Here is a 22,076-nt window from a genome sequence, read left to right on the forward strand (position 1 = left end):
TCCCGCGTCGGACTTTAATTTTTACTAAAGCGACTGGAGATTCCCTATGTCCCAATTAGCTCAGGGCACGAATATCTATTTTATCGACCCGGCAGGTTCTGGTGATACCGTGAAGGTGATCACCGGGGTAACCTCATTTAATCCCGGCGGCAGTCCCGCCGACCAGCTGGATGACACTTCCCTGGAGGACGTGAATAAAAAGTTCAAGCGCGGCCTGCGTACACCGGGGCAGGCGTCGGTAGGGCTCAAAATAAACCCGCAGAACGCGGTGCATAAGCGCCTGCATGAACTGTCCCAGGATGACACGGTGGATAGCATCAAGTGGGCGGTGGGCTGGAGTGATGGCACTGAAGCACCCACCGTAACCACCGGCGAGTGGACACTGCCCACCACGCGCACTTGGTTCACCTTTGAAGGCTATGTTGCTGACTTCCCCTTTGATTTCCAGCTGAACACTTTGGTCAGCGGTGAAATGTCGATCCAGCGCAGCGGCGGTTCTGCCTGGACGCCCAAAAATATAACCTAAGGGGTAACCCATGGAATTATCGATTGAAGCCCTGCAGCAGCAGGGCAGCTTTTCCGGTGCGCCAGTAAAGCGTTCCATTACCTGGAAGCAGGGTGATGAGGAGATCAAGGCAACGGTTTATATCCGCCGTCTCTCCTATTACAGCGCGGTCAATGATGTGGCGGCAATGCGCGGTGAGGGCGATGTGATTGCCGGGCGTATTGCCGCCTGTGTTGTCGATGCCGAGGGCAAGCCGGTATTTACGGCGAAGGATATTACCGGCGAGGCAGATCCAGATCGCGGCCCGCTCAATGCGGATTTAACGCAGGCGTTGCTGATGGAAATCGGTGCGGTCAATAATCTGGGAAAGGCGAAAAGCTCAGCGAGCTAGAGGAACTCTGGCACGAGCTGGTGCTAAACGGCATCGGCGGTTGCACCATCGAAGAGGCCCAGCGGCGGCTGAGCTATCAAGAAGTACAAAGCTGGGCGAAATATCGTGAGCTGCGCGGCTCCCTGCACCCGGGAATGCGTATTGAGCGATCCACGGCATTACTTGCCACCCTCTACGCCAATGCCCATCGCGGCAAAGGCGCCCCCGCAAAAATCACAGACTTTATGCCCCATGAGAAGGAGCCGGAAATCTCGCTGGAACAAGCGATGAAGACCTGGCACTAAGGGGCGGTGGATCGCTATGTCTAATAAAAACCTGGGCACATTAACGCTGGACCTGATCGCCAAAGTAGGAGGATTTCAGAAGGGGCTGGATAAAGCTGAGCGCGGCACTGAAAAGTGGAAACAGCAGGTTAAGAAAAATGTCGCTGCCGTTGGCAAGTCGTTTGCTGCGGTTACTGCCGCCTCGGCTGGCGCACTAGCGGTAATGACCTCGCGGGTGATTGAGCAATCTGCTGAGATTGAAAACCTATCTGCGGTGGCCAACACCAGCACCTTGGAATTCCAGCGTATGTCCTACGCTGCGCAGCGCTACGGCGTTGAGCAGGATAAGGTTGCGGATATTCTCAAAGATACCTCGGATAAGGTCGGTGATTTTTTGCAGACCGGCGCCGGGCCGATGGCGGACTTCTTTGAAAATATCGCCCCGCAAGTGGGAGTCACTGCCGAAGAGTTTCGCAATTTGTCGGGCCGTGATGCGCTGGGGCTTTATGTTAGCAGCCTGGAAAAAGCCAATTTATCCCAGAGCGAAATGACCTTCTATATGGAGGCCATTGCCAGTGATGCCACCTTGTTGCTGCCGCTGCTGCGCAACAACGGCAAGGAGCTTGGCCGGCTGGGGGATGAGGCCGAGGACGTGGGTGCGGTGCTGTCGGATCTGGATCTGCAGCAGCTGGGAGAAGTTCGCAAGAATCTGGATAAACTCAAAGGCGCGTTCGACGGGTTTGAAAAAGAAGTCGTTACCGGTTCGCTGCCGGCGATTAAAGATCTGACCGAACTGCTGCAAGATCCAGCCACCATACAAGCGGCAACTGCCCTCACTAGCGGATTAATCCAAGGGTTTACTGTGGTGGCCAAGGTGGTCACCGATGCGGTGCACACCGTCCAAGATCTGGCCGAGGAATTTGCGGCTATTACCGTGGGTATTCATGCCGACGATATTGTGCGATTGGAGCGGGATGCGCAGCGCATTCGCGATGTACTCGACAGCGCTGACCTCGGCCAGCGCTTGCGCTTTTTTGGTCCTAAAGGCGTGGTGGAATATTGGAACGATGAGGAATTAAAAGCGGAATTAGCACGCCTGGAATCCGCGATTGATGCCTATTCGAAAACTAATGCTAAAACTCAATCAGAGATCGTCATTGAGGGGCCGCTGCTCGGTGATGACTTTCAGCAAGCGATTGCCGAGGTGGAAGCTGACTTAAAGGAACTGGCAGCCATCGGCGACCCCTGGGAAACCTTCTCGGGTGTGCTGGGGGATATCGAAGGCGAACTAGAAAAAGAGGCGGAGCAGCGCGAGCGAATGCTGCGCGCGCAGCAGGCTTTTAATTCACTGGTTTCAGACCTGCAAACTGATGAAGAGCGCAATCTGGATTTACTGCGCGAGCGCCTGGATATTCTCGAAGCAGTAAAAGATATCACCGACGAACAGCGCCAGCAGACCCTAGGCCGTATCACCGACGCCGCCACAGAAGACTCCCCCGCACTCGGTGGCCTCGATAATGGCTCCGATATCGAATCCGCGCGCACCGAGTTGGAAGACTGGTATTCCACTCAGCTCGATATGCTGGAGCAATTCCGCAGCGAGCGCGCCGACCTCAATGCCACCTGGGATGAGGAGGAGCTGGCCATTCGCCAGCAGTATGAAGAAAAGCTCACCGAAATTACCCAAGCCAATGAAGACCTGCGCCGACAGCAGCAGCTGGAAGGCTACAACCTGTTGATGTCGGTGGCCTCGGAATATTACTCCGGTATGGAGGGCGAAGAGGCGGCCTATATGCGCGCGGCGCTGGCCATCGGCAGTACCCTGCTGGATGAGAAAAAACGCAACGCACTAACCAGCATTATTGCCAATACCAATGATGCGGCCATGGGTGCATACAACGCGATGGCCTCTATTCCCTATGTGGGCCCGGTACTGGGTGCAGCAGCGGCCGGTGCCGTGTATGTCACCGGTGGCCTGGCTGCGGCAAAGCTTACCGGCATGGCTCATGACGGCCTTGATGCGGTACCTGAAACCGGCACCTGGCTGCTGGAAAAAGGCGAGCGGGTCACCACCTCAGAAACCAGTGCAAAACTGGATCGCACCCTGGCCATGATTCAAGCGGATATGCACGGCGGTGGTCGTGGTGGAAGCTCTGGTGGAGCTGCACCCTTCACCCAGAATATTAGCGTTTCCGGCAAGTTGGATAATCGCACTACAAAACAATTAGCTCGCGAGAGTACCCGCCAGCAACGTATTAACCGCAGGAGGCTCGGCTCTTAATGTTTAATGAAAGTCGATTGCTGGAGCGTGTGGCCTATGGCTCCGAATATGGCCACCGCTACAAAACGGATATTCGTGAATTGCGCAACGGGGTAGAGCGCCGCAATGCGGAGTGGGAGCGCCCGCTGGGCCAGTACTCGGTGATCTTCAAAAACCTGGATTATGAAGATCACCAAATTGTCGTTGCCGCGCACCACGCCTGTGCCGGTGCCCTGGTGGGATTTCGCTTTAAGGACGCCAGTGATTTTTTTGCAGACGGTGAGGTGATCGGTTACGGCAGCGGCAGTACCGAAACTTACCAGCTGATAAAAAGCTATGTGTTTGGCTCGTTGTCTTATCAGCGCGAAATTTATAAACCCGTGAGTGGCACGGTAAAAATTTTTGTCGATGGCCAAGAGGTGGCCGCTGCGATTGATTACACCACGGGCCAAGTGGAGCTCAATGCGGCCAATGGTGCAGAGATTACCTGGCAAGGTGAGTTCGATGTACCGGTGCGCTTTGAGGATGATGTTAGCTTCGGCATTGAAAACCGCCATAGGGGCCAACCGGTGTGTAGTGGGAGTGTCGAGCTGCTGGAGATTCGCTTGTGAGATACATCCCCGGCGCACTGCAAGCCCACTACGACAGCGGCGTCACCACCACTTGCCGCCTATTAAAAATCACCCTCACCGATGGCCGCGTATTTGGTGCAACCACGCTGGACCGTAATGTCGAATACAACGGGATTACCTACTACGCCCAGAACGGCTTTGACCCTAGTGTGATTGCCAGTGACACGTCGTTTGATGTGGACAATGCCGAGGGCTATTCCCTGTACTCCACCGACGTGCCCGGCATCACTGTTGATATGGCCGAGCGCGGTGAGCTGGATAATGCAGAGTGGGTGATGTACGAAGTTAATTACCGCGATTTATCCATGGGCGCTATCGAGCTGGACGGCGGTGATATTGGCGAAGTAAAGACGGTTCGCAATACGGTATTTATCCCTGAACTGCTGAGCTACATGATGCGGCTGCGCCAGTCTGTCGGCCATGTGGATTCCATCACCTGCCGGGCCATATTCGGCACGGATGCCAATTCGCAAACCGGGTGCGGTGTGAATGCGGAGGCCCTGTGGCAATCGGCTACGGTCACCGCCGTTAATAGTGACGAACCCAAAGTCACCTATCTGGTGGATGATATTGCCACGCTTTCCACGGCTGCCAATCGCTGGCGGGTGCGCTGGAAATCCGGTGATAACGTCTCCGCGCGCCTGTATCAGATCGAGGCAGTGGACACTGCCAGCGGCCAGATAACCCAGATCGAACCCCTGCCGTTTGCCGTGCAACCCGGTGATGAGTTGGAAATTCGCGAAGACTGCGACAAGCAGTTTTCCACCTGTAAATACCACGGCAATGAGCTGGATTTTAAAGGCGAGAATCTAATCCCTATCGGCCAAGCCTCAGACACGCCCGGTGCCGGTGTATCCGGTAGTGCCGGCGGCGGCAGCGACTGGCCTGGCGTGAGCAGCCATCAGGAATAATATGAACCCACAAAGACAAGCGACACTGGCCCACGCGCGGGGCCTGGTGGCTAAGGGCGTGCGCTGGCGCCATCGAGGCCGCACAGACTGGGCGGTAGATTGTGTGGGCATGATCGTGCTCAGTCTGCGCGCCGCCGGTGTCGATATCGAAGATGAAAAGCACTACGGCCGCGAGCCCTGGAAAGATGGCCTGCGGCAAAAAATGCAGCGGCGTTTCGGCAACCCGGTCGCGGAACCTTTGTGGCAACCGGGGGATATTGCAGTATTTAAATCGCCGCAAAAAACCGACCCCAGCCATGTAGGTTTTTTAGGGGATTACCCGCATGGTGGATTCTCTCTAATCCATGCCCACGCCGATCAGGACTGCCGCGAACATATTTTAGATAAGCGCTGGCGCCGCCTATTAGTGGAGGTGTATTCCCCATGGGTAACTTAATTTACGGCACCACAACGATTAAGGGGCGCACCTTTGACGATATCAAAGTGCAGACCTCCAAGGCCGGCGTACCGCGCCCGATTATATTCGGCAAGGTGCTGCCGGTTGTCGGCAATATTATCGCCACCACCGCGCCCAAGATTGTTAAGAAAAAAGAAAAACAAAAATCCGGCAAGGGCGGCGGCTCGACGGAAGTCGAAAATGAAGAGGTCTACCGCACCTACGCCATAAGAATTTGCGAGGGGCCTATCACCGGTATCTCTCGAGTCTGGCGCAACAACGAATTGGTGTACGACCGCGATAGCACCGACACCACCCAAATAGTGAATAACTACGCGTTTTTGCAAATTGCCGAATTCTTCCTCGGCGACTGGGACCAGATGCCCAGCGCAGTAATGCAAGCGGCGTTTGGGATCAGTGAGGTACATGCCTATCGAGGCACCTGTTACATGGTGATCGATAACGAAAACCTCACCAGCACCGGCGGTGCCATTCCGCAGTATGCGTTTGAGGTGGAGCGGGCTGAGGGAACCGTAGTCACCAGCCGGCCCTACGCCGTGGAAATTACGGAAACCCTGGCCAGCAGCTGCCACACCAAGCACCTCGACTTTATTAACTATTTCGAGCACACCACCGAAGACGCCATGACCAGTGGCTGCACCATTGAGGGTGGTGAGTTGCGCAACCTGTTGAACACTCACAGCAGCGCCCCTGAGGGGCTTGCGGCCAGCTGTTCATTAAATGCTGGCGAGATGCGCACCCTGCTGAAGACCAGCAGTACAGATCCCGAGGGGCTTACGAGCGAGTGCATGCTGGGCGGTGGCACTATGAGCGAAGTGTTAATTGAATATGACCGCGCAGAAGTGGAAGGACTTACCGCAACTTGCGCCCCAATTTCAGGAGAGATGCAATGAAAACAACTGGACAAATGGCGGGCCGCTTTCGTCTTGTCGCGTTTAAGAAAGATGCCAAGGGCGCGATCGTGCCGGGCTCTCACCGAGTCGCAGCGGACTGGTTTAATAATCTGATTTTAGATCAGGGGCTGGAATTTTTAGGCCACAATACTTCGCACGCTCTGCGCCATATGATGGGGTACTGCCATATTGGTAGCGGCAATTCGACCCCTAACAGCGGGCAGTCGAATCTAGATAGCCGGCTGGCTGTCAGCGATGACGATGTGGACACTGACACCGGCGCCGTGAATGGGGATACGCCCTACGTGTGGCGCCGGGTGGTGATTGAGTTTGCACCGGGTACGGGCACCGGCAATATTTCTGAGGTGGGCATGGGGTGGGGTAGTGATACCTCGGATTTATTTTCCCGTGCACTGATTCTCGATACCGATGGCAATCCCACCTCCATCACCAAACTCAGCGACGAGTATTTACAGGTCACTTATGAGTTGCGCCTTTATCCCCCCACAACCGATGCAGCTGACACCATCACACTGGATGGCATTACCTACGATGTCACTATGCGCGCGGCCGATGTGGGCAGTTACGGTGGCAGTTATAGCGGCTGGAGTTTAGATCTAACCTCAGCCTCAAGTGGCACTAATAGCAATAGCTATCGGGGCTATGATGGCAATATTGGCGATTACACCGGCGTGCCCAGTGGCAGCTATGACGGTACCTCCGCGCCGACCATAGAAGACTATGTAGACAATAGCTACACCCAATACAAAACCATTAAATTTGGTTTGGATGAGGGTAACTTTTCGAACGGTATACGCAGTGTTTTGTTGCAGCAGGGCTGGGGCCGTTGGCAGCTCGAATTCTCTGCTCAGGGTAGCGGCGATGCCATCAATAAAACCTCCACCAAAACCCTCTCTCTGACTATCGGCCACACCTGGGGTAGGGCCTCGATATGATCCCGGATCGGCAGCTGTCCTCTGCGGTGGTTGGTGCTCCCTTTATCGGTGGTGCTGCACTGCCCGCGCGAGATATTACCGATTACGAGATGGGTGGTATTGCCATTCAAGATCCCTCAGAGGGGCTGGATTATCAAATCTGGCGGGCGCGCATTTTAAATGACGGTACGGAAATTGTGCTGGATGCGCGAGAGGTTGACGCGTACACAATTATTACCGGCACCGATATTACCGAAGTAAGCCTGGCCTTTGACCAGAACATGTACCCGGTGATCGCCTATGTGGAAAGCGGTACGGCCAAGCTCTACTGGTTTGATTCCAGTATTGGCTCCCTCACCACTACCACCTGGCCCGGCATAGTGACCCCGCGTCTGACTCTGGATGATACAAGGCCGCTGCAGTCCTCAGTCAGCGATGTAATTTTTGCTTATCTCAGCGGTGGCGACCTCTGTTACCGCCAGCAGCGCGACCGCTACCAAACCGAATATTTACTGCAGGAAAACGTTAACAGTGACGGCTTAATTAAAGTCGGCATGAATCGAAAATTCCGCCTGCAATTTTTATTAAAACCCTAGGCTTTCTATGTCTTCTGCTTATCCCCTCTACGCCGTCGTGGCCGAGATCTGCGAGCGCGCCGGTGTGCCCTTCGATAAATTCGACACCACTCTGTTGGAGGGTTATGTGCAGGGGATGCAGATCACCAACGAATCTCCGGCATTTGAGCATATCCAAGAGCTGGCCCAGGTGTATTTTTTTGATCCGGTCAATCGCAGCAGCACGGTCACTTTTGTCCCGCGCGGCGGTGAACCGGTAATGGAAATCGATGAGAACGATTTAATCGGCGATAGCGACGACGAAAAAACTCGTCGCTCCCCCGAGGAAATCGTTCAGGTATTAAACCTGAATTATTACGATTCTGTCGGCGGTATCGATACCTGTAAACAAACCTCAGACCGCAGTATCGACACTCGCGGTGAAGGGGAAAAAAGTATTGAAACCCCCGTGGTGCTGGAAACCGATCAGGCCGCGCAGATCGCGGTGATTATGCATAAGGTGATGATCGAGGAGCAGCGCGGTGATGGTGAAATTACTTTGCCGCGCAGTTACCTGGGGCTCACCGCTGGCGACGTGGTGCTCTATCTTGGCGACCGCCTTCGCATCGATGAGGTGAATATTGATAGAGGCGAGCAAAAATACAAACTGATCCACGACCGCAAAAGCGCCTACCAAAGTCAGGCCCTAGGCGTGGCCCCCATGGCCACACCGGACCCAGTGCCGCTAGTGGCCGGCGCCACCTACATCGAATTTATCGACGCGCCAATACTGTCCAGCGGCGACGATACCCAGCTGGGCTATTACATCGCTATCGCCGGCAGCAACAGCGCCTGGAGCGGTGCCACTGTCGCGCTCTCTTTAGATGGTGGAGAAAACTATAGCGAGTCCGATACCACCGACGTTGAGGCGGTAATGGGTGAGCTGGTCACTGCACTTGGCACCCACAAGCGCGAGATCCCCGACAGCCACAACCGAGTGCAAATCCAACTCTACGACGACGGCGACGCGCTCGAATATCGCACCCTGGCACAGCTACTTAACCGGCAGAACCGAGCGCTGATCGGTAATGAAATAGTGAGCTTTGGCGAGGCCGACGAGATCAGCCCCGGCGTCTGGGAAATTGGCTACCTGCTGCGCGGGCGCCTGGGAACCGAAATAACTCAGCACTCAGCGGGGACGCGCTTTGTCCTGCTGGATCGCAACACGCTGAACTATATCCCCTCCGAGCGCTACAACCTGGACCAGACACTCACCTTCCGCGCCACCAGTAGCGGCAGCGGCGAAGAGACCACCACCGACGGCACCTACACTGGCGCCTCCCATAGTGAGTCAGCCCCCACCAGCCTGCGCGCCTACCGCAGCGGCGGCCAGCTCACCATTGAATGGGTTGGGGTGGGGCGCTTAGGCGGCCGCGCCGCCTACGATCAAAGCCAGTTCTTTACCGGCTACCGGGTAACGGTGAACGGCGATAGCACTGACACCAACGCCACTAGCCTGACTATCCCCGACCCGGGAACCGCCACCATCCAAGTGGCCCAAATAAACAGCATTACCGGCACCGGCCCGGCTGCGGAAATCACGGTATAAACAGGATTAAAGGACCATGAGCAACACACCCAACAACGCCATACCCTACGCCGCAGAGGGCACCCTGGACCCAGCCGCTAGCCTCAACCAAGCCCTGGACACCATCGACGCGCTGTTACAGATTGAAGTGCTGGGGATCCAAAACGATCCCCCCGGCTCCCCCAGTGATGGCGACCGCTACCTAGTTGCCACCGGTAGCAATGAGTGGGCAAACCAAAACGGCCAGCTGGCCCGCTATGTGGCCGCCCCCGGCTACTGGCAATTCTTCCCGGCCAAGGTCGCGCTGAATCAGGCGGACGGCTTGTTATATATCAACGGCAGTAGCGGCTGGCAGATAGCCAACCGCCCGGCGACATTGCCGCAGATTACTGGAGATACCGGCACGGATTTAGCAGGGGTGGTGGGGCAGATGCTGGCAGTTTTAAATAATATTTACTGGGATAACCAAGCCACCTAGCCTGCTTTGTATATCTGGGATCAAGAGCATCTTCATCTATGAACAGGAAAAAAAGTCTTAACTTCCTGACTTTTAAGGGGTTTCCAAAAAGATATATAGCGCCCAAAATGTCTAGATATAGTGCAGCTGCAATATATCCACTTGTGTACATTTGTACCAACTGTCGATAAGTTAATGTTACTCAAAGACTTTTCATATCGTGGTAGAAGGAAGTTTGTGGATATAGTGGTGGGTGATATATTGCAGCTGCTTTTGAATACGCTGTTATGTCATTGTATCCAATGATTTATTTACCCCATGTTATACAGATAGTCACAAAAACATTTAGGAGATTTTATGAGAAGATCAAGTTGTTTCGTATCCGCAGTAATGTCAGCAATAGTGTCCATGAATGCAGTTGCTGCTTGGGATAATGGCGGTGTAGAAACGTCTATCACCGATATTACAGTTCTGCAAGATGGATCATTCTATATATCTACTGCTGATGACCTGTGTGATGATGGAGAAGTGAATAAGACAGGTAATGTTTATTTAGGGAAGTCCGCTGGAGGCCTGACTCAATCCCCGGAAGGAGTTTCAATGTTATTGTCGACAGCGCTATCTGCGCAAATGGCAGGAAAAAGAGTAAAAATTTATGCAGACGATTCTGGTAGTAATTGGGGTTGTTTAATGGGCGCCATAAAAGTTATAAATTAAATATCATGATCTGTTTTCTGTATGTAGCCTTAAAAATACTATGTAAGCATTGGTGTGCATTTCACATAACAAAGCAATGAACATGGATTTGGGTAAGGCGTCATCTTTTTCGCTGTCGCAAAAAAGCCGCCCCTTTACCCAAACCAGTTATTGCGGCGTTAAGGGTGAAAATGAAATTAGAGGTAGGTGCAACATATTATCGAATTATGTATGCGGACCCAATTTTGACAATGCCAGCATTAAGACCACTGGTATTTGTTGGCAAACAAATATTCGATGATTCTGATCTAGAAACATACTATTTTCAGGGAACGGTTTCATATGTTAGGTTCGGAGAGTTAGGAAAGGGTGAGATTGCGGCTGAGGATATTCAAGTATTTGAGTCAAGGAAGGCAGAAATTAGAATTTCAATTGTAACCCTTGAAATGGCCGTTAAAGAAGTTACATAAGCGCTGGATCGTTTTAATAAAAATGGGCAACCGAAATTAAAAAAGGTTAAAGGTAAGTGGTTTACCATCAATCCTTAATAAGCAAATTAAGGTGATCACTGGCGCGCTCCTTATTTGATCGTTAGGCATAGGTATGAATCGAGATTACGTTCTAAAATATTCTCCGGATTTACTGCAGTCAGCTGCTATTTGCTATATAAAACAACTAATTGGGCCAGCATTCCCAATCGTTTTTGTTGGCTTATCGATATATTCTGGTATTCAAGTATATAATGAGAATTACTCTTGGAGATTAGGCTTGGCGGGCGGCGGTGTATTTATTGTTGGCGCAATAATGATTTCATTATTTATTGGCCACTTAAAGCATGCTAAAAAAACGGCCAACGAGCTGAGAAACGGAGAAACTATATTTGGTTTATCTGAATCCGGTATTAGCTTTAGTTCACCACTAGGTTTCGCAAAAATACCATGGGGTCAGATTTCTTCACTTCACCAGCATAAAGATTTTATCATCCTTTTAATTAACCGGGGTAATTATACATCAGTACCTCTTGCTTCCATTGATGATGAGGCTATGGAATTTATAAGGAAATCTGTTCTCAAGCATGGTGGAAAAGTTGCCTGGCAAAAACCAGCACGATGACCTCCGTGAACTTTGCTTGAAAAGCAGCAAAGTTCACTTCGGCACGTGTGGTTGGCATTAGGTGTTGAATATGCGACTGAAGGTTAGTGTATTTTTAAGCTGGCTATTTGTGACGGTTGTTTATATTACTGTGCTTCATTTAGATGGTATACAGTTGTCAATGAGTTACATAAAAGGGATCTTGATATTTTGGTTACTGGTTGGGCTTTTTTCGGGTATATATTTTTCAGTAGTTGGGTTTCCGGTTTTGTATTTCTTATTTAAGCTTAAGAAAATTAATAGAGTATGGTTTGTTGGTGCAGGGATTATGGCGAGTATACCAATGTTGGCCCTGTGCATAGTTACTAGAGAAACTGAGTGGATTGTAGCTACTGTTATTGCAGGTATTGGCGGAGGTGCCGTATTCGCACTGATTTTACCTAACCAGCCAAGAACCTAATAAATTGTTGCATCCGACCATCTACACGCCGCCCGCTTTGTGCTGTACGCTACGCTAGCACAAAGCGACTCCATTCCGGTGGAGGTTGAGCAAGGTGTTATGATATTGAAAATGGATACAGAATGAAAAAGTTTGCAATAATTTTAGGTTTGGTGCCATTAAACCTTTACGCGTCAGGCTGGTCGGGTGTAGGAGAAATTACGATGCTTCAGCAGCGGGAGTGTAGTGGTGATAAAGGCTTCGAGATTACATTTAAAGATCCACACAAAAACCCTGATAACTGCTCCAATACTCAAGTCGTCGATCTTGCGTGCTCAGATACACCACAATTTAAGTCTATGGTGTCAATGGCTTTGACCGGTTTTACTGCGGGTAAATCAGTAGACGTATGGTTAAATGGCTGTGATAGTGAAGGTAATGCAAAAGTTATGTCACTAGTTCTAAAACCTTAATCATGAAAAGTAAAGGCAGCGGGCGGCCTATGGCCGCGCGCTGCTTAAGGCGTTATAAATAGGGTCAAGTAATGAATAGTGAATCAAAAGAAAAATCGAAACCGGTGAGGATTGTTCAATCTATTTGCTCACTATCGATAGTTGCTGTTATTTGCTACAGCATAGTCTATGGAGTTGAATTGGTTTCTTCAGCTATTGCTATATCCGCAATAGCTGGCCTTGTATTACCGACCATCATTTCCGAGTCTACCGTGGGTATCGTTGAGGTTTTAACTGGTGTTTTGGAAGCCTTCGTAGAAGGTTTGGTTGGTGCCGTTAAGAGCGTGCTTGAGGCTATTGGTTCAATTTTTTAATTATCATCATTGGAATTTATAATAAGTTGCTGGATCCAAAATATTGCACTTCGCGCGCTTTATGCTATACGCTACGTTAGCACAAAGCAGCTTCATTTCGGCAGCGGCAAAGTAAGGTTTTATACGAAGTTAGGTAATAAGATAGATTATGAAGAAAGTATTGTTTTGTACGATGATGATGGCTTCTACAATTTCACTTGCAGATGTTGCTGGAGAGATAGTTAAGATTTCTGTTGATGATGGAATGGTGTATCTGGCAACAGATCCCAGACCTACAACAAAGCCTAGTTGTGCCACAAATAGCTGGTGGGATTATGCATTTGCTTTGACTGATGATACCTCAAAAGCAACTTTATCAATGGCTTTGAGTGCTTATGCTGCAAGTTTAAATGTGACAGTTAAATCCATATCAGAATGCACCGTCGTCGATGATATGGAAAATCTAGATCGGCTTGTACTAAGTAAAACATAACAAGACCATACAGCCGTCACCGCTAACTGAACGGCTGATTTTAATGTTATGCAAGCCCTTCCAGAGTTTATAGCTACTCTCGATTACCCGATGAATATGCTTGCGAAAACTCTCTGGTAGTTGCGAATTGAGCCGCGCAATAAAAGGGGAAAAGGAATCTGTGCAAAGCGGTGCAGGTTCTTTACCCTGTACAGCTCCGCTAAAGTAATACACACTGCCTCACATCATACCCGCAGGAAGTCAGCCAATACGATCAGGCGAGACCATGCAGGCCATCGATCAGATCAATCAGCGGTTTGGCCGGGGTACCTTGTTTCTGGGGGCTGAAGGTATCAACAAGAAGTGGAAGATGCGGCAAGAGCATCGGTCTCCAGCTTATACAACGCAGTGGGAGGACCTGCCAAGAATAGCTACCTGAGACTACTTCAGAAGACCTTGCTTGGCATCTAAGACTTCATAGGTGTATCATGGCTGAAAGCTTGAGCTAAAAAGTGTAACTTATCCTTATAAATCAATAAGTTACATTTTTGTGTGCGGAAGACTGGCAGTGTTGAGGTCAGCGGTTCGATCCCGCTTAGCTCCACCAAATTTCCCTTATCTATCAAGGGGTGCGAGAAGAGATGGAAAATCTCTTATCCAGAACTCGCAAAAATAAAAAGGGTCTTTTAGGCCCTTTTTTTTTGCCTAAAATTCCTATCACGCCTTGCCTTCCAGTCAATCGATTTTAATCATCGGTGCAATACATGTATCAGCCAACAAAACCGGAGAAAATTGCTCGAGGGATAATGCTAGGCTGTATCCCGGTAACTCTTCTGCTTTTTCTAATGTGATTTTAATTATGGGGTTCGCCCGGGGGGTAAACCCCAAAGAGGGTATGGAAGAGCTGTTTTTTCCTGACCGTGAAGCCATATTCTTTTGTACTTTGTTTGTGGTTTATATCGTGGCTGCGATTTTCGGCTACTTTAAAGGCTGGGAAGGCTATACCAAAATATATTCGTTTTTTGCTAAATGGTTAGATATCACTGGTGGGATTCAGGTAGATTCGGGAGCAAGAGTGCTCACTCCGAAAGATCGTGTACGAAAAATGCATCATAAACAAGGGCAGTAAAAGCCGCAGCCTCTGGAGCGACTTATCTCCCCCTCCATTTTGCGTATGCTAATTGGCTCCTACTATTAGGTAAGTGGTACAAAAGTTAAGCTGCCGAATCTTTATGTAATATGGTTCTTACAGATTTTGCTTGCTTATGCTTCTGGTTCTATGAGAGATGCCAAGATAGTGAATGATAAAGAAGTGATTTTGGTTACCTGTTAGTTCCACTTAGATCATACTTTAAACTTGGCTTTAGCTGCTTATAAATATTGTTGAAATTCATAGTCAAACCAGCCTGATATAAACATTCCTGTAAAAATCAGGGGGGAGAAGCTTCGCCATTTATTATTGGATTTAGTGACAAAGTTGGCCACTTTCAAGGTGGAATCGGTAATTGATGATTTTGTTGCGAGATAATAAAAAAATAATATTGGGCCCTCCATACATAATCGGATAATGTGATACATCTTTATTGACCTGTTCACATCTCGAGTAAACTATATCGATATCAAGTAATTGATTAATTAAGTACTTTAAAGGATTAAAATATATGGCCAAGCTATTCTTGACTTCGTATTTTGCTGAGGTCGCGAGCGCGATCGCGAGTTTTGATAAGCGGCTTGAAGGTAAGAGGGTTACATTCATCCCTACTGCAAGCATTCCCGAAGAGATCACTTTTTATGTGGAAGATGCCAAGAAGGAGCTGGAGCAGTTAGGTCTTATTGTAGATGAATTGGAAGTGTCTAAGGCTTCAGTGGATGAGATTAAAGATAAACTGCAAAACAATGAGTATATCTATGTAACTGGTGGTAACACCTATTTCCTACTTCAAGAGCTTAGGCGAAGTGGGGCAGACAAAATCTTGTTGGAGCAGATTAGGCTGGGTAAGCCCTATATAGGTGAGTCGGCAGGTACTGTAATCCTCTCGCCGAATATCGCGTATATTCGGGAGATGGATAACCCCGATGCAGCGAAGAATCTAGAGTCTTATGAAGGGTTAAATCTTGTGCACTTCTATCCCTTACCTCACTATGGAAACCAACCGTTTAAGGATGCTGCTGAACTTGTTATTTCTAAATATTCAGATGAGCTGGAATTAGCTCCATTCAGTAACAATCAGTTGATCGCTGTAATCGATGGGGAAGCAGAGACCTGGATCGCGGTGTCTTAGTGAGTCGATAACCGTTGTATGATAAGTCATACAATCTATATTTCATTAAGATTGCTGCAATTATCTAGTGGCGAAGAAAAAGACAAATTCTAGAAGTTTTCTCTTCTTTAGGGCTTTTTTTCAAGGAGTAGCTTAAAATTGGGGTAAGCAAGAAGTTATAGCTTGAGTTGAGCGGAATATTAAAGAATACTGCCGGGGAGCAAGTGATAATGTGGCTTGCTCCCTGGGGATGTTAGCGCTTATTCGCTAGCAGCACTACAGTTATAGATTTTCGCTGGGATATGCGTGCCTGTTACAGCCTTACCTGCCGATACTCCGTTAGGCATATAGATATCGCCAAATTGCGCCATTGAAGAAGCCTTAACCACATGGGTTCCGCCTCTTCGCACAGCCCTTTTTTGTAACCAAGGAGTACAAACATCTCCCTGGTTAACCCTGATCGTTTTGCATGTTACTTCTTCTACTAGTACGCATCCTTCTATAGCCTCAGCGTTAGAAAATACTATATTCTGCATCGCTTCTTTTTCCTGGGCACTTGTACATCCCATCAAAGTAATTGCGGACGCTAGGATGGTAAGGCCAGTTTTAATGGATAACTTTTTACACATTACATCGTCTCCATAGGCTGAAAATTAATTTACGTTGTTGAATATGATGCCACAACCAGATTTTGCTTACTGCATGAAAAATGCTCAAATGCTTTATAGGACTGTATTTTTTACTAATGAAGGTGGGAAACTTACAAGAAGTTCTTTAAGCGAACCTCTTATTTAGCGTATCGCGACATCTATGATTCGCGAACTCAAAAAAAGCTAAATATGACAGTCCTCTAATACCAACTAAATTATACGGTTTTCAGATCGCCTAGATTTTTTGATGTTGGGGTGAATACTTATTAGGGTATGCTTACTTGTGATTTGAGGGTGCCTACAAGAGATATTATGCACTTTTATCTATTAGACCAAATTCCTGATATTACGCTTCGGGTATTATGAAACGGTACTTTACGTGTAGCCTTTGCTACGTATGAGCTACTTGGAAACTTTCTTCGGTCACTATTTCGATGGTTATTTGTAGAATCATTAGAAAGATAAAAATTAGTTCTCAATATCTATTCTCCACTTTAGAAATCTTTCGACTGGTCAGATAGAGAAAAGTGGCTCAATCTAAAATAAAAGAAGGTGTATTTATTGACTTCTTAGTCGGCCATATGTTCCTATCGTAAAGGATAAATAAGAAGTTTAAGAGCTAGTTCTAAAAGGAAGTCAATGAAAAAGCATAGTATCTTATTCTCTGGACTACTTGGATTAGTAGTTTCTCTTGGGGCTTTAAACGCTTTTGCTGAAGCTGATCCTGAGGAGAGCAAAGAGCAATCAGATGAGCAGCTAAGTGAATGCTTTGCTGCTACTTTGTGGCAAGTATCTGGAAGGTCATTAAACAAAGGGGAAGTTCCAGAGAAAACTGTAAAAGTACCCAAGGGGTGGAAAGTTGTAGGGGGAGGTATTGGTGGAGCAAGAGGTGAAGCTGTTATGATTCTTTGTCGATAATACTCATTCGTATAATCCTGAGTTTATTAATCGCTGAATGCTCCGGCTGATTTGTGCCAGCATGCACAACGTATGCTGACGATTCACTGACTCATAGAGTAGCTAAAATAAAGTCCATATTTGCACCATAAAATTACAATCAAGCTGATTTATACGACTAATTTAACTGTTAAGGATCACCAGATGTCAGATGGATATCAGCGAATAAAGTTATCTATCAAAAAGTACATAGTAATTTTGTGTGCATTTGTGCTTGGTTTTGTTATTTCCAGTTTTTTGGATGCTAGGGCACAATTAGTGGAACATATGAATAAATATAATAGAGAAGCTATATTTATTGATAGGTTACTAAAGATTCACAGCGATACCTGCAATAAGTTTGAGTATGGTCAGTATTATTCTTTTCAAGAACATGCCTTAGCAAGATATGACTTTATTATATTCAGCAATAGTGGTTTTCCCTATTATTTGGATCCGAAGACTTTAATGTTCCACTATGATGCAAGTATTTACTATCGTGAAAACTGGCTTTTAACCAAAAAGCAAATAGACAACTGTTAATCTATTCTTCATTAATTTGGGGCCTTATTGAATCCTTATTTGGATTTTGCACTTGAGGTAATGCTATCTGGAAAGGTCCTTACTTATTAGGCATCAATACCGAGCTCTTTGTCCTTATTTGCAGATTGCCTGTAGGTATAATGCTCCTCTAATGAAGTCGAGAGTTGTAGATTGGCAATCTACGTTAATAAGAGATTGGATGGAAGATAAATCTACGATCTCTACTTTTGATATTTTGAATTGCAAGTAGAGGTTGATCAACATGTTCATAGTATCCCTTACCTATATAAAACCCCTTGAGGAGGTGGAAAAGTTTATTTCAGAGCACATTGATTTTTTGAATAAGTACTACGAGCTAGGATATTTCCAGCTTTCCGGCCGTAAGGAGCCTCGCACAGGTGGGGTAATCCTGGTGACCATAGATAGTCGGTCTGCGTTAGATCAGGTACTAAAACAAGATCCATTCTATCGTGAGGAATTGGCTGCTTATGAAGTGACGCAAGTTGTACCGACAAAATCCTCACCAGAGTTAGAGTTTCTGATTGATACTTAAACAAAAAATTAAGAAGGATGATAGTTTTTCGATTGCACAACTCTTTGGAGCATATTGGCCTAGATTGAGCATAATTGAACAAATAGACAAAATGAGGCAGCAGAAAATATGTAATTGAGGAGAGAACTATAAATCACCTGAAAGTAAAACTACTATGGGCAGTCTTAGGTACGCTGTTATTTTTGGGGGTTATATTCTACAGTATGCCCTTGTTCTTTTGCTTTGGTATTTACGATAAAGCTGAAAATGATTGTAGTGGTCTAATCCTTCCGGACACTTCGCTAAGATGGTAAAACTACCAAGCGAGGTGAAGTATGACAACAAAAGGTACACGTCGGCATTTCAAGCCGGAATTTAAGAAAGACGCCGTAGCGCTAGTCTCTGAGCAAGGGTATTCAAATTCTAAAGCAGCAGAGGCTGTAGGAACAACAGCCAATAACCTGCGACGCTGGATAAAGGAACTGAAGCAGGAAGAAGACGGTGTGAGGTTGGATGTAGGTGAGCGTGCAGAATTAGAGCGATTACGATGTGAAAATAAGCAGTTGCGGATGGAGAAAGAAATCCTAAAAAAGGCCAGCGCCTTCTTTGCGAAAGAAATGAAATAAAGTACAGCTTTATTGAAAAACAGCAAGGCAGCTTTCCTGTTAGGGTGCTCTGCCGGGTAATGCAGGTAAGTAAGTCTGGTTATTACGATTGGTGTTGCCGTGGTAATAGCTCAATAGATGCTCAAACATGGCAACTATGCCATCGTTTGAAGGCCCTATTTGCAGAATCTAGACAGAGCCTGGGAAGTCGTCGGTTAATGAAGCTGTTACGTAAAGAAGGCTTTGAAGTTGGGCGCTATCGAGTCCGCAAGCTCATGAAAAAGCTAGGCTTGGCAGTAAAGCGCAAGAAGCGATTTACACTGACGACAGACAGTAAACATCACCTGCCGGTCGCAGAGAACCTTCTGAATAGGGAGTTCTCACCGAGTGCTAAAAATCAAGTTTGGACGACTGATATTACATATATTTGGACTTCGCAGGGCTGGTTGTACTTGGCGGTAGTGATTGATCTCTATTCGCGCCGGATTATTGGTTGGCATCTAGATCGGAAGATGGAAACGGCCCTGGTAACTCGTGCGTTGATAATGGCTGTCAATTTGCGTTCGCCCCCAAAAGGTCTCCTGCATCACTCTGATCGTGGCAGTCAGTATGCCAGCCATACCTACCAAACGTTATTGAGTCAGCATGGGATGGTGTGTTCAATGAGCCGTAAGGGAAATTGTTGGGACAACGCACCGACTGAACGTTTCTTCAGCAGCCTGAAGCGGGAGTGGGTAACGGGAAACCTTTATCCGACAAGGGAGGATGCGGTAGCAGATGTAAGAGCCTATATTGCTTATTACAACTCACGAAGAATACATACAACACTGGGAGACCTAGCCCCTATCGAATTTGAGAAATGTGCTTAAAGAAGTGTCCGCTTGGAGTTGACCACAACAATACTGGGCGGTTAAACTTTCTGGCCACTCCCAATTACTTCTTCTCATTAACCTACAGCGAGTTAGATGGAGAGCAGTAAGATCATGTTGTACAGATGTGCCAAATTTGACTATTAAATCTGGGGCAAAGTGTTGGGAGTTTCTACTTAGATAGAATAGCCTCTTCCTTAACACCTTAAGTTCCCTTTTAAAAGTTATCTTGGCGTGGATTTTGCTCAGAAATATTGGGTAAATCTTGAAAGGGTTATGTATCAGAGACTCGGAGCTGGTTATATCTTAATCAGTACAGGATCTCAGCAATTAGGCCGGATATGGCATTAAGTGCTCTATTGATGTCTGTTTGCGTCTGTTTCTCCCAGTTAATGATTGTGTATTCACATTCGCAAAATGCGTGAGTGATAGCATTGTTGTCCGCGACTAATATGTATTCTGGAAATGTCGCCTGCTTATTCATAGAGAAATTGATAATCATCATTGGCGATCATCTAGTAGGGCGTATCATCCACTATAGATAGCTTTGAGCTAGACTGTTGGGACGAACGTAATGGCACGTAATTAATTAAAAAATGACGAAGAAGAGACACTGCGATAGGATTCCGCGTCCATTTTGCGGTGCCTTGAGCTCGAACTAAGCTTGGCGACCCAGAGTGGTGGAGTCGTATCTCGATAGAGCCGACCCAACAAGCGAAGGCATTTTGGCTTCAAGAATGCCCCGATATTATTTGAATTAATTGTCTCAGTTCTACCCCAAGATTGGGTAACGACTGGTTCACAGATTGCCAAGAAAGTAATCGCTATGCATCCATCAGTTCAACGCTCCTTCTGGCAAATTCAGCGTGATGTAATTTACGCATTGCTAGTGCGCGAGATGAAAACTCGCTTTGGCAAGTGGCGACTGGGATATGCCTGGATGCTTCTCGAACCAGTAATACATATTATGGTCTTGGTTGCAGTCTTTAGTTTTCTGAAGGATGCATTCTATCCAGGTGTTCCAACTCCGTTATTTATGCTAGGAGGAATTGCCCCATTCCTATTTTTTACGCACTGTTTTCAAAAGGGGCTGGCAGCAGTGGAATCGAATCGAGGGCTCTTCAATTACCGCCAGTTAAGGCCTTTTGATGCTGTACTTACACGAGTTCTCTTAGAATTTTCTATCTATCTAGCAACAATTATTACCTTAATGATTGTGTTTGCCTGGTTTGGCGTCACAAGCCCATTCAATAATTTTTTACTCCTAGTGGTAGTAAATATATTTTTTTTCTGCTTTTGCTTGGGATTGAGCCTGGCCCTCTGTGTTGTTGGGGTAAAGCTCCCTGAACTTGCAAAGCTATCACCAATGCTAATACGACCTTTGTATTTTATGTCTGGGGTATTCTTTTCATTGGAGCAAGTTCCTCAAGAGTACCATGTTTACCTCGCGTGGAATCCAATACTGCATGTGATTGAGTTGACTCGTGAGGGGCTATTCAAAAACTACCATGGAATGTTTGGCAGCCTGCAGTACTTAATGGGCGCCTCAATTTCGATGTTGGCTTTTGGTCTGTTGTGTTACCGGGCGAATTGGCGGGATTTGGTAAGAAGCCAATGATTAGACTAGAAAAACTAACCAAATCTTTTCGGACTCCTCATGGAAGAAAGGTTCTGTTTAAGGATGTAAGTGCAAGTTTTCCTGAGGGGAAAAATATTGGCATCCTGGGGCGTAATGGCGCAGGGAAAACAACTCTACTACGAATCATGGGTGGTATTGATTATCCAGATTATGGGCGGGTAGTCACGGATCAGAGAATTTCCTGGCCCATGGGATTGTCTGGAGGATTCCAAGGCAGTATGACTGGCCGTGAAAATGTTGCTTTTATTTGCGGTATCCACGGTATCTGGGGAGCGACACAGCGAAAGCTGATGGATAGGGTTCAGGATTTTGCCGAGATTGGCAATTACTTTGACGCACCCGTAAAGAGTTATTCGTCAGGTATGCGCTCGCGTTTGGCCTTTGGTTTAAGTATCGGCGTAGATTTTGATATCTATTTAGTCGATGAAGTGATGTCTGTTGGTGATGCTCACTTTAAAAAGAAATGTGAAGAAGTTATTGCCGAAAAACGTAAGAACTCTTCTTTTATTATCGTTGCCCATGCAATGGGGATGCTTAAGAAAAACTGTGATGTAGGAATTTACCTTGATTCAAATGGCCTCAGGATTTTTGATACCGTAGATGAGGCTATTGATTTATACAAGGGCGAAAAACAAGTGAAAAAACCGCAATCCGAAAGTGGTGCAGCCAAGCCGGCAGTGAGTGCATAAGA

General features: G+C 47.4%; 29 protein-coding genes. 28 read left to right on the forward strand and 1 reads right to left on the reverse strand.

Annotated features, from left to right (window positions below):
- Window positions 1-46: 46 nt before the first annotated feature.
- From ACJJI1_RS12105 to ACJJI1_RS12210, 22 genes are all read left to right on the forward strand, one after another.
- A complete protein-coding gene (locus tag ACJJI1_RS12105) occupies window positions 47-526 on the forward strand; it encodes a phage tail tube protein (RefSeq protein ID WP_444956788.1) in 480 nt (159 codons plus the stop codon).
- Between the two features lie 10 nt (window positions 527-536).
- Complete coding sequence (locus ACJJI1_RS12110; RefSeq protein ID WP_444956789.1) at window positions 537-896, forward strand: phage tail assembly chaperone family protein, TAC; 360 nt, start codon at window positions 537-539, stop codon at window positions 894-896.
- A 20-nt stretch (window positions 897-916) separates the two neighbouring features.
- Window positions 917-1,180 (forward strand): phage tail assembly protein T, encoded by a 264-nt coding sequence (locus ACJJI1_RS12115; protein ID WP_444956790.1) that lies wholly within the window; start codon window positions 917-919, stop codon window positions 1,178-1,180.
- 16 nt (window positions 1,181-1,196) lie between these two features.
- Complete coding sequence (locus tag ACJJI1_RS12120; RefSeq protein WP_444956791.1) at window positions 1,197-3,440, forward strand: hypothetical protein; 2,244 nt, start codon at window positions 1,197-1,199, stop codon at window positions 3,438-3,440.
- On the forward strand, window positions 3,440-4,030 hold the full coding sequence (locus tag ACJJI1_RS12125) for a DUF2460 domain-containing protein (protein WP_444893448.1): 591 nt from the start codon (window positions 3,440-3,442) through the stop codon (window positions 4,028-4,030). The genes ACJJI1_RS12120 and ACJJI1_RS12125 overlap by 1 nt, the downstream gene beginning before the upstream one ends.
- Window positions 4,027-4,962, forward strand: coding sequence for a phage/gene transfer agent baseplate hub protein (locus ACJJI1_RS12130; RefSeq protein ID WP_444956792.1), 936 nt, complete (start codon window positions 4,027-4,029; stop codon window positions 4,960-4,962). Before ACJJI1_RS12125 ends, ACJJI1_RS12130 begins: the two co-directional genes overlap by 4 nt.
- A gap of 1 nt (window position 4,963) precedes the next feature.
- Window positions 4,964-5,398, forward strand: a complete 435-nt coding sequence (locus ACJJI1_RS12135; RefSeq protein ID WP_444956793.1) for an NlpC/P60 family protein — start codon at window positions 4,964-4,966, stop codon at window positions 5,396-5,398.
- Window positions 5,386-6,312 (forward strand): hypothetical protein, encoded by a 927-nt coding sequence (locus ACJJI1_RS12140; RefSeq protein WP_444956794.1) that lies wholly within the window; start codon window positions 5,386-5,388, stop codon window positions 6,310-6,312. Before ACJJI1_RS12135 ends, ACJJI1_RS12140 begins: the two co-directional genes overlap by 13 nt.
- Window positions 6,309-7,268, forward strand: coding sequence for a hypothetical protein (locus tag ACJJI1_RS12145; RefSeq protein ID WP_444956795.1), 960 nt, complete (start codon window positions 6,309-6,311; stop codon window positions 7,266-7,268). The genes ACJJI1_RS12140 and ACJJI1_RS12145 overlap by 4 nt, the downstream gene beginning before the upstream one ends.
- Window positions 7,265-7,843 carry a hypothetical protein gene (locus ACJJI1_RS12150; RefSeq protein WP_444956796.1) on the forward strand — a complete coding sequence of 193 codons (579 nt, stop codon included), beginning with the start codon at window positions 7,265-7,267 and terminating at the stop codon, window positions 7,841-7,843. The genes ACJJI1_RS12145 and ACJJI1_RS12150 overlap by 4 nt, the downstream gene beginning before the upstream one ends.
- Before the next feature lie 7 nt (window positions 7,844-7,850).
- Window positions 7,851-9,410 carry a phage tail protein gene (locus ACJJI1_RS12155; protein WP_444956797.1) on the forward strand — a complete coding sequence of 520 codons (1,560 nt, stop codon included), beginning with the start codon at window positions 7,851-7,853 and terminating at the stop codon, window positions 9,408-9,410.
- A 16-nt stretch (window positions 9,411-9,426) separates the two neighbouring features.
- Window positions 9,427-9,867: a DUF2793 domain-containing protein gene (locus ACJJI1_RS12160; RefSeq protein ID WP_444956798.1), complete on the forward strand. Its 441-nt coding sequence runs from the start codon at window positions 9,427-9,429 to the stop codon at window positions 9,865-9,867.
- A 336-nt stretch (window positions 9,868-10,203) separates the two neighbouring features.
- Window positions 10,204-10,563 (forward strand): hypothetical protein, encoded by a 360-nt coding sequence (locus ACJJI1_RS12165; RefSeq protein ID WP_444956799.1) that lies wholly within the window; start codon window positions 10,204-10,206, stop codon window positions 10,561-10,563.
- Between the two features lie 170 nt (window positions 10,564-10,733).
- Complete coding sequence (locus ACJJI1_RS12170) at window positions 10,734-11,012, forward strand: hypothetical protein (protein ID WP_444956800.1); 279 nt, start codon at window positions 10,734-10,736, stop codon at window positions 11,010-11,012.
- Window positions 11,013-11,145: 133 nt separating this feature from the next.
- Window positions 11,146-11,655, forward strand: coding sequence for a YcxB family protein (locus tag ACJJI1_RS12175; protein WP_444956801.1), 510 nt, complete (start codon window positions 11,146-11,148; stop codon window positions 11,653-11,655).
- A gap of 70 nt (window positions 11,656-11,725) precedes the next feature.
- Window positions 11,726-12,094: a hypothetical protein gene (locus ACJJI1_RS12180; RefSeq protein ID WP_444956802.1), complete on the forward strand. Its 369-nt coding sequence runs from the start codon at window positions 11,726-11,728 to the stop codon at window positions 12,092-12,094.
- A gap of 122 nt (window positions 12,095-12,216) precedes the next feature.
- On the forward strand, window positions 12,217-12,546 hold the full coding sequence (locus ACJJI1_RS12185) for a hypothetical protein (RefSeq protein WP_444956803.1): 330 nt from the start codon (window positions 12,217-12,219) through the stop codon (window positions 12,544-12,546).
- Window positions 12,547-12,617: 71 nt separating this feature from the next.
- The gene (locus tag ACJJI1_RS12190) at window positions 12,618-12,899 is read left to right on the forward strand and encodes a hypothetical protein (protein WP_444956804.1); all 282 of its coding nucleotides are present in this window, start codon (window positions 12,618-12,620) and stop codon (window positions 12,897-12,899) included.
- 148 nt (window positions 12,900-13,047) lie between these two features.
- On the forward strand, window positions 13,048-13,371 hold the full coding sequence (locus ACJJI1_RS12195; protein WP_444956805.1) for a hypothetical protein: 324 nt from the start codon (window positions 13,048-13,050) through the stop codon (window positions 13,369-13,371).
- A 265-nt stretch (window positions 13,372-13,636) separates the two neighbouring features.
- A complete protein-coding gene (locus ACJJI1_RS12200) occupies window positions 13,637-13,789 on the forward strand; it encodes a DUF4113 domain-containing protein (protein WP_444956806.1) in 153 nt (50 codons plus the stop codon).
- 456 nt (window positions 13,790-14,245) lie between these two features.
- A complete protein-coding gene (locus ACJJI1_RS12205; protein WP_444906333.1) occupies window positions 14,246-14,479 on the forward strand; it encodes a hypothetical protein in 234 nt (77 codons plus the stop codon).
- A gap of 532 nt (window positions 14,480-15,011) precedes the next feature.
- Window positions 15,012-15,632 carry a Type 1 glutamine amidotransferase-like domain-containing protein gene (locus ACJJI1_RS12210; protein WP_444956807.1) on the forward strand — a complete coding sequence of 207 codons (621 nt, stop codon included), beginning with the start codon at window positions 15,012-15,014 and terminating at the stop codon, window positions 15,630-15,632.
- Window positions 15,633-15,871: 239 nt separating this feature from the next.
- Here the strand turns inward: ACJJI1_RS12210 and ACJJI1_RS12215 are convergent, their stop codons facing one another.
- Window positions 15,872-16,240, reverse strand: a complete 369-nt coding sequence (locus ACJJI1_RS12215; protein WP_444956808.1) for a hypothetical protein — start codon at window positions 16,238-16,240, stop codon at window positions 15,872-15,874.
- A gap of 660 nt (window positions 16,241-16,900) precedes the next feature.
- Here ACJJI1_RS12215 and ACJJI1_RS12220 point away from each other — a divergent pair.
- The 6 genes from ACJJI1_RS12220 (at window position 16,901) to ACJJI1_RS12245 (ending at window position 22,074) form a co-directional block, all read left to right on the forward strand.
- Entirely contained in the window at window positions 16,901-17,179 is a 279-nt protein-coding gene (locus ACJJI1_RS12220) for a hypothetical protein (protein WP_444956809.1), read from the forward strand.
- Window positions 17,180-17,362: 183 nt separating this feature from the next.
- Complete coding sequence (locus ACJJI1_RS12225) at window positions 17,363-17,740, forward strand: hypothetical protein (RefSeq protein WP_444956810.1); 378 nt, start codon at window positions 17,363-17,365, stop codon at window positions 17,738-17,740.
- A 262-nt stretch (window positions 17,741-18,002) separates the two neighbouring features.
- Window positions 18,003-18,293, forward strand: a complete 291-nt coding sequence (locus tag ACJJI1_RS12230) for a YciI family protein (RefSeq protein ID WP_444956811.1) — start codon at window positions 18,003-18,005, stop codon at window positions 18,291-18,293.
- Window positions 18,294-18,607: 314 nt separating this feature from the next.
- A protein-coding gene (locus tag ACJJI1_RS12235) for an IS3 family transposase (protein WP_444956812.1) occupies window positions 18,608-19,746 on the forward strand; the annotation gives its coding sequence in 2 pieces (ribosomal slippage) (window positions 18,608-18,857 and window positions 18,857-19,746; 1,140 coding nt in all).
- An 826-nt stretch (window positions 19,747-20,572) separates the two neighbouring features.
- Window positions 20,573-21,364 carry an ABC transporter permease gene (locus ACJJI1_RS12240; protein WP_444956813.1) on the forward strand — a complete coding sequence of 264 codons (792 nt, stop codon included), beginning with the start codon at window positions 20,573-20,575 and terminating at the stop codon, window positions 21,362-21,364.
- The gene (locus ACJJI1_RS12245; RefSeq protein WP_444956814.1) at window positions 21,361-22,074 is read left to right on the forward strand and encodes an ABC transporter ATP-binding protein; all 714 of its coding nucleotides are present in this window, start codon (window positions 21,361-21,363) and stop codon (window positions 22,072-22,074) included. The genes ACJJI1_RS12240 and ACJJI1_RS12245 overlap by 4 nt, the downstream gene beginning before the upstream one ends.
- Window positions 22,075-22,076: the final 2 nt, after the last annotated feature.

Source organism: Microbulbifer maximicatervae (SeqCode) (genome assembly GCF_052467065.1).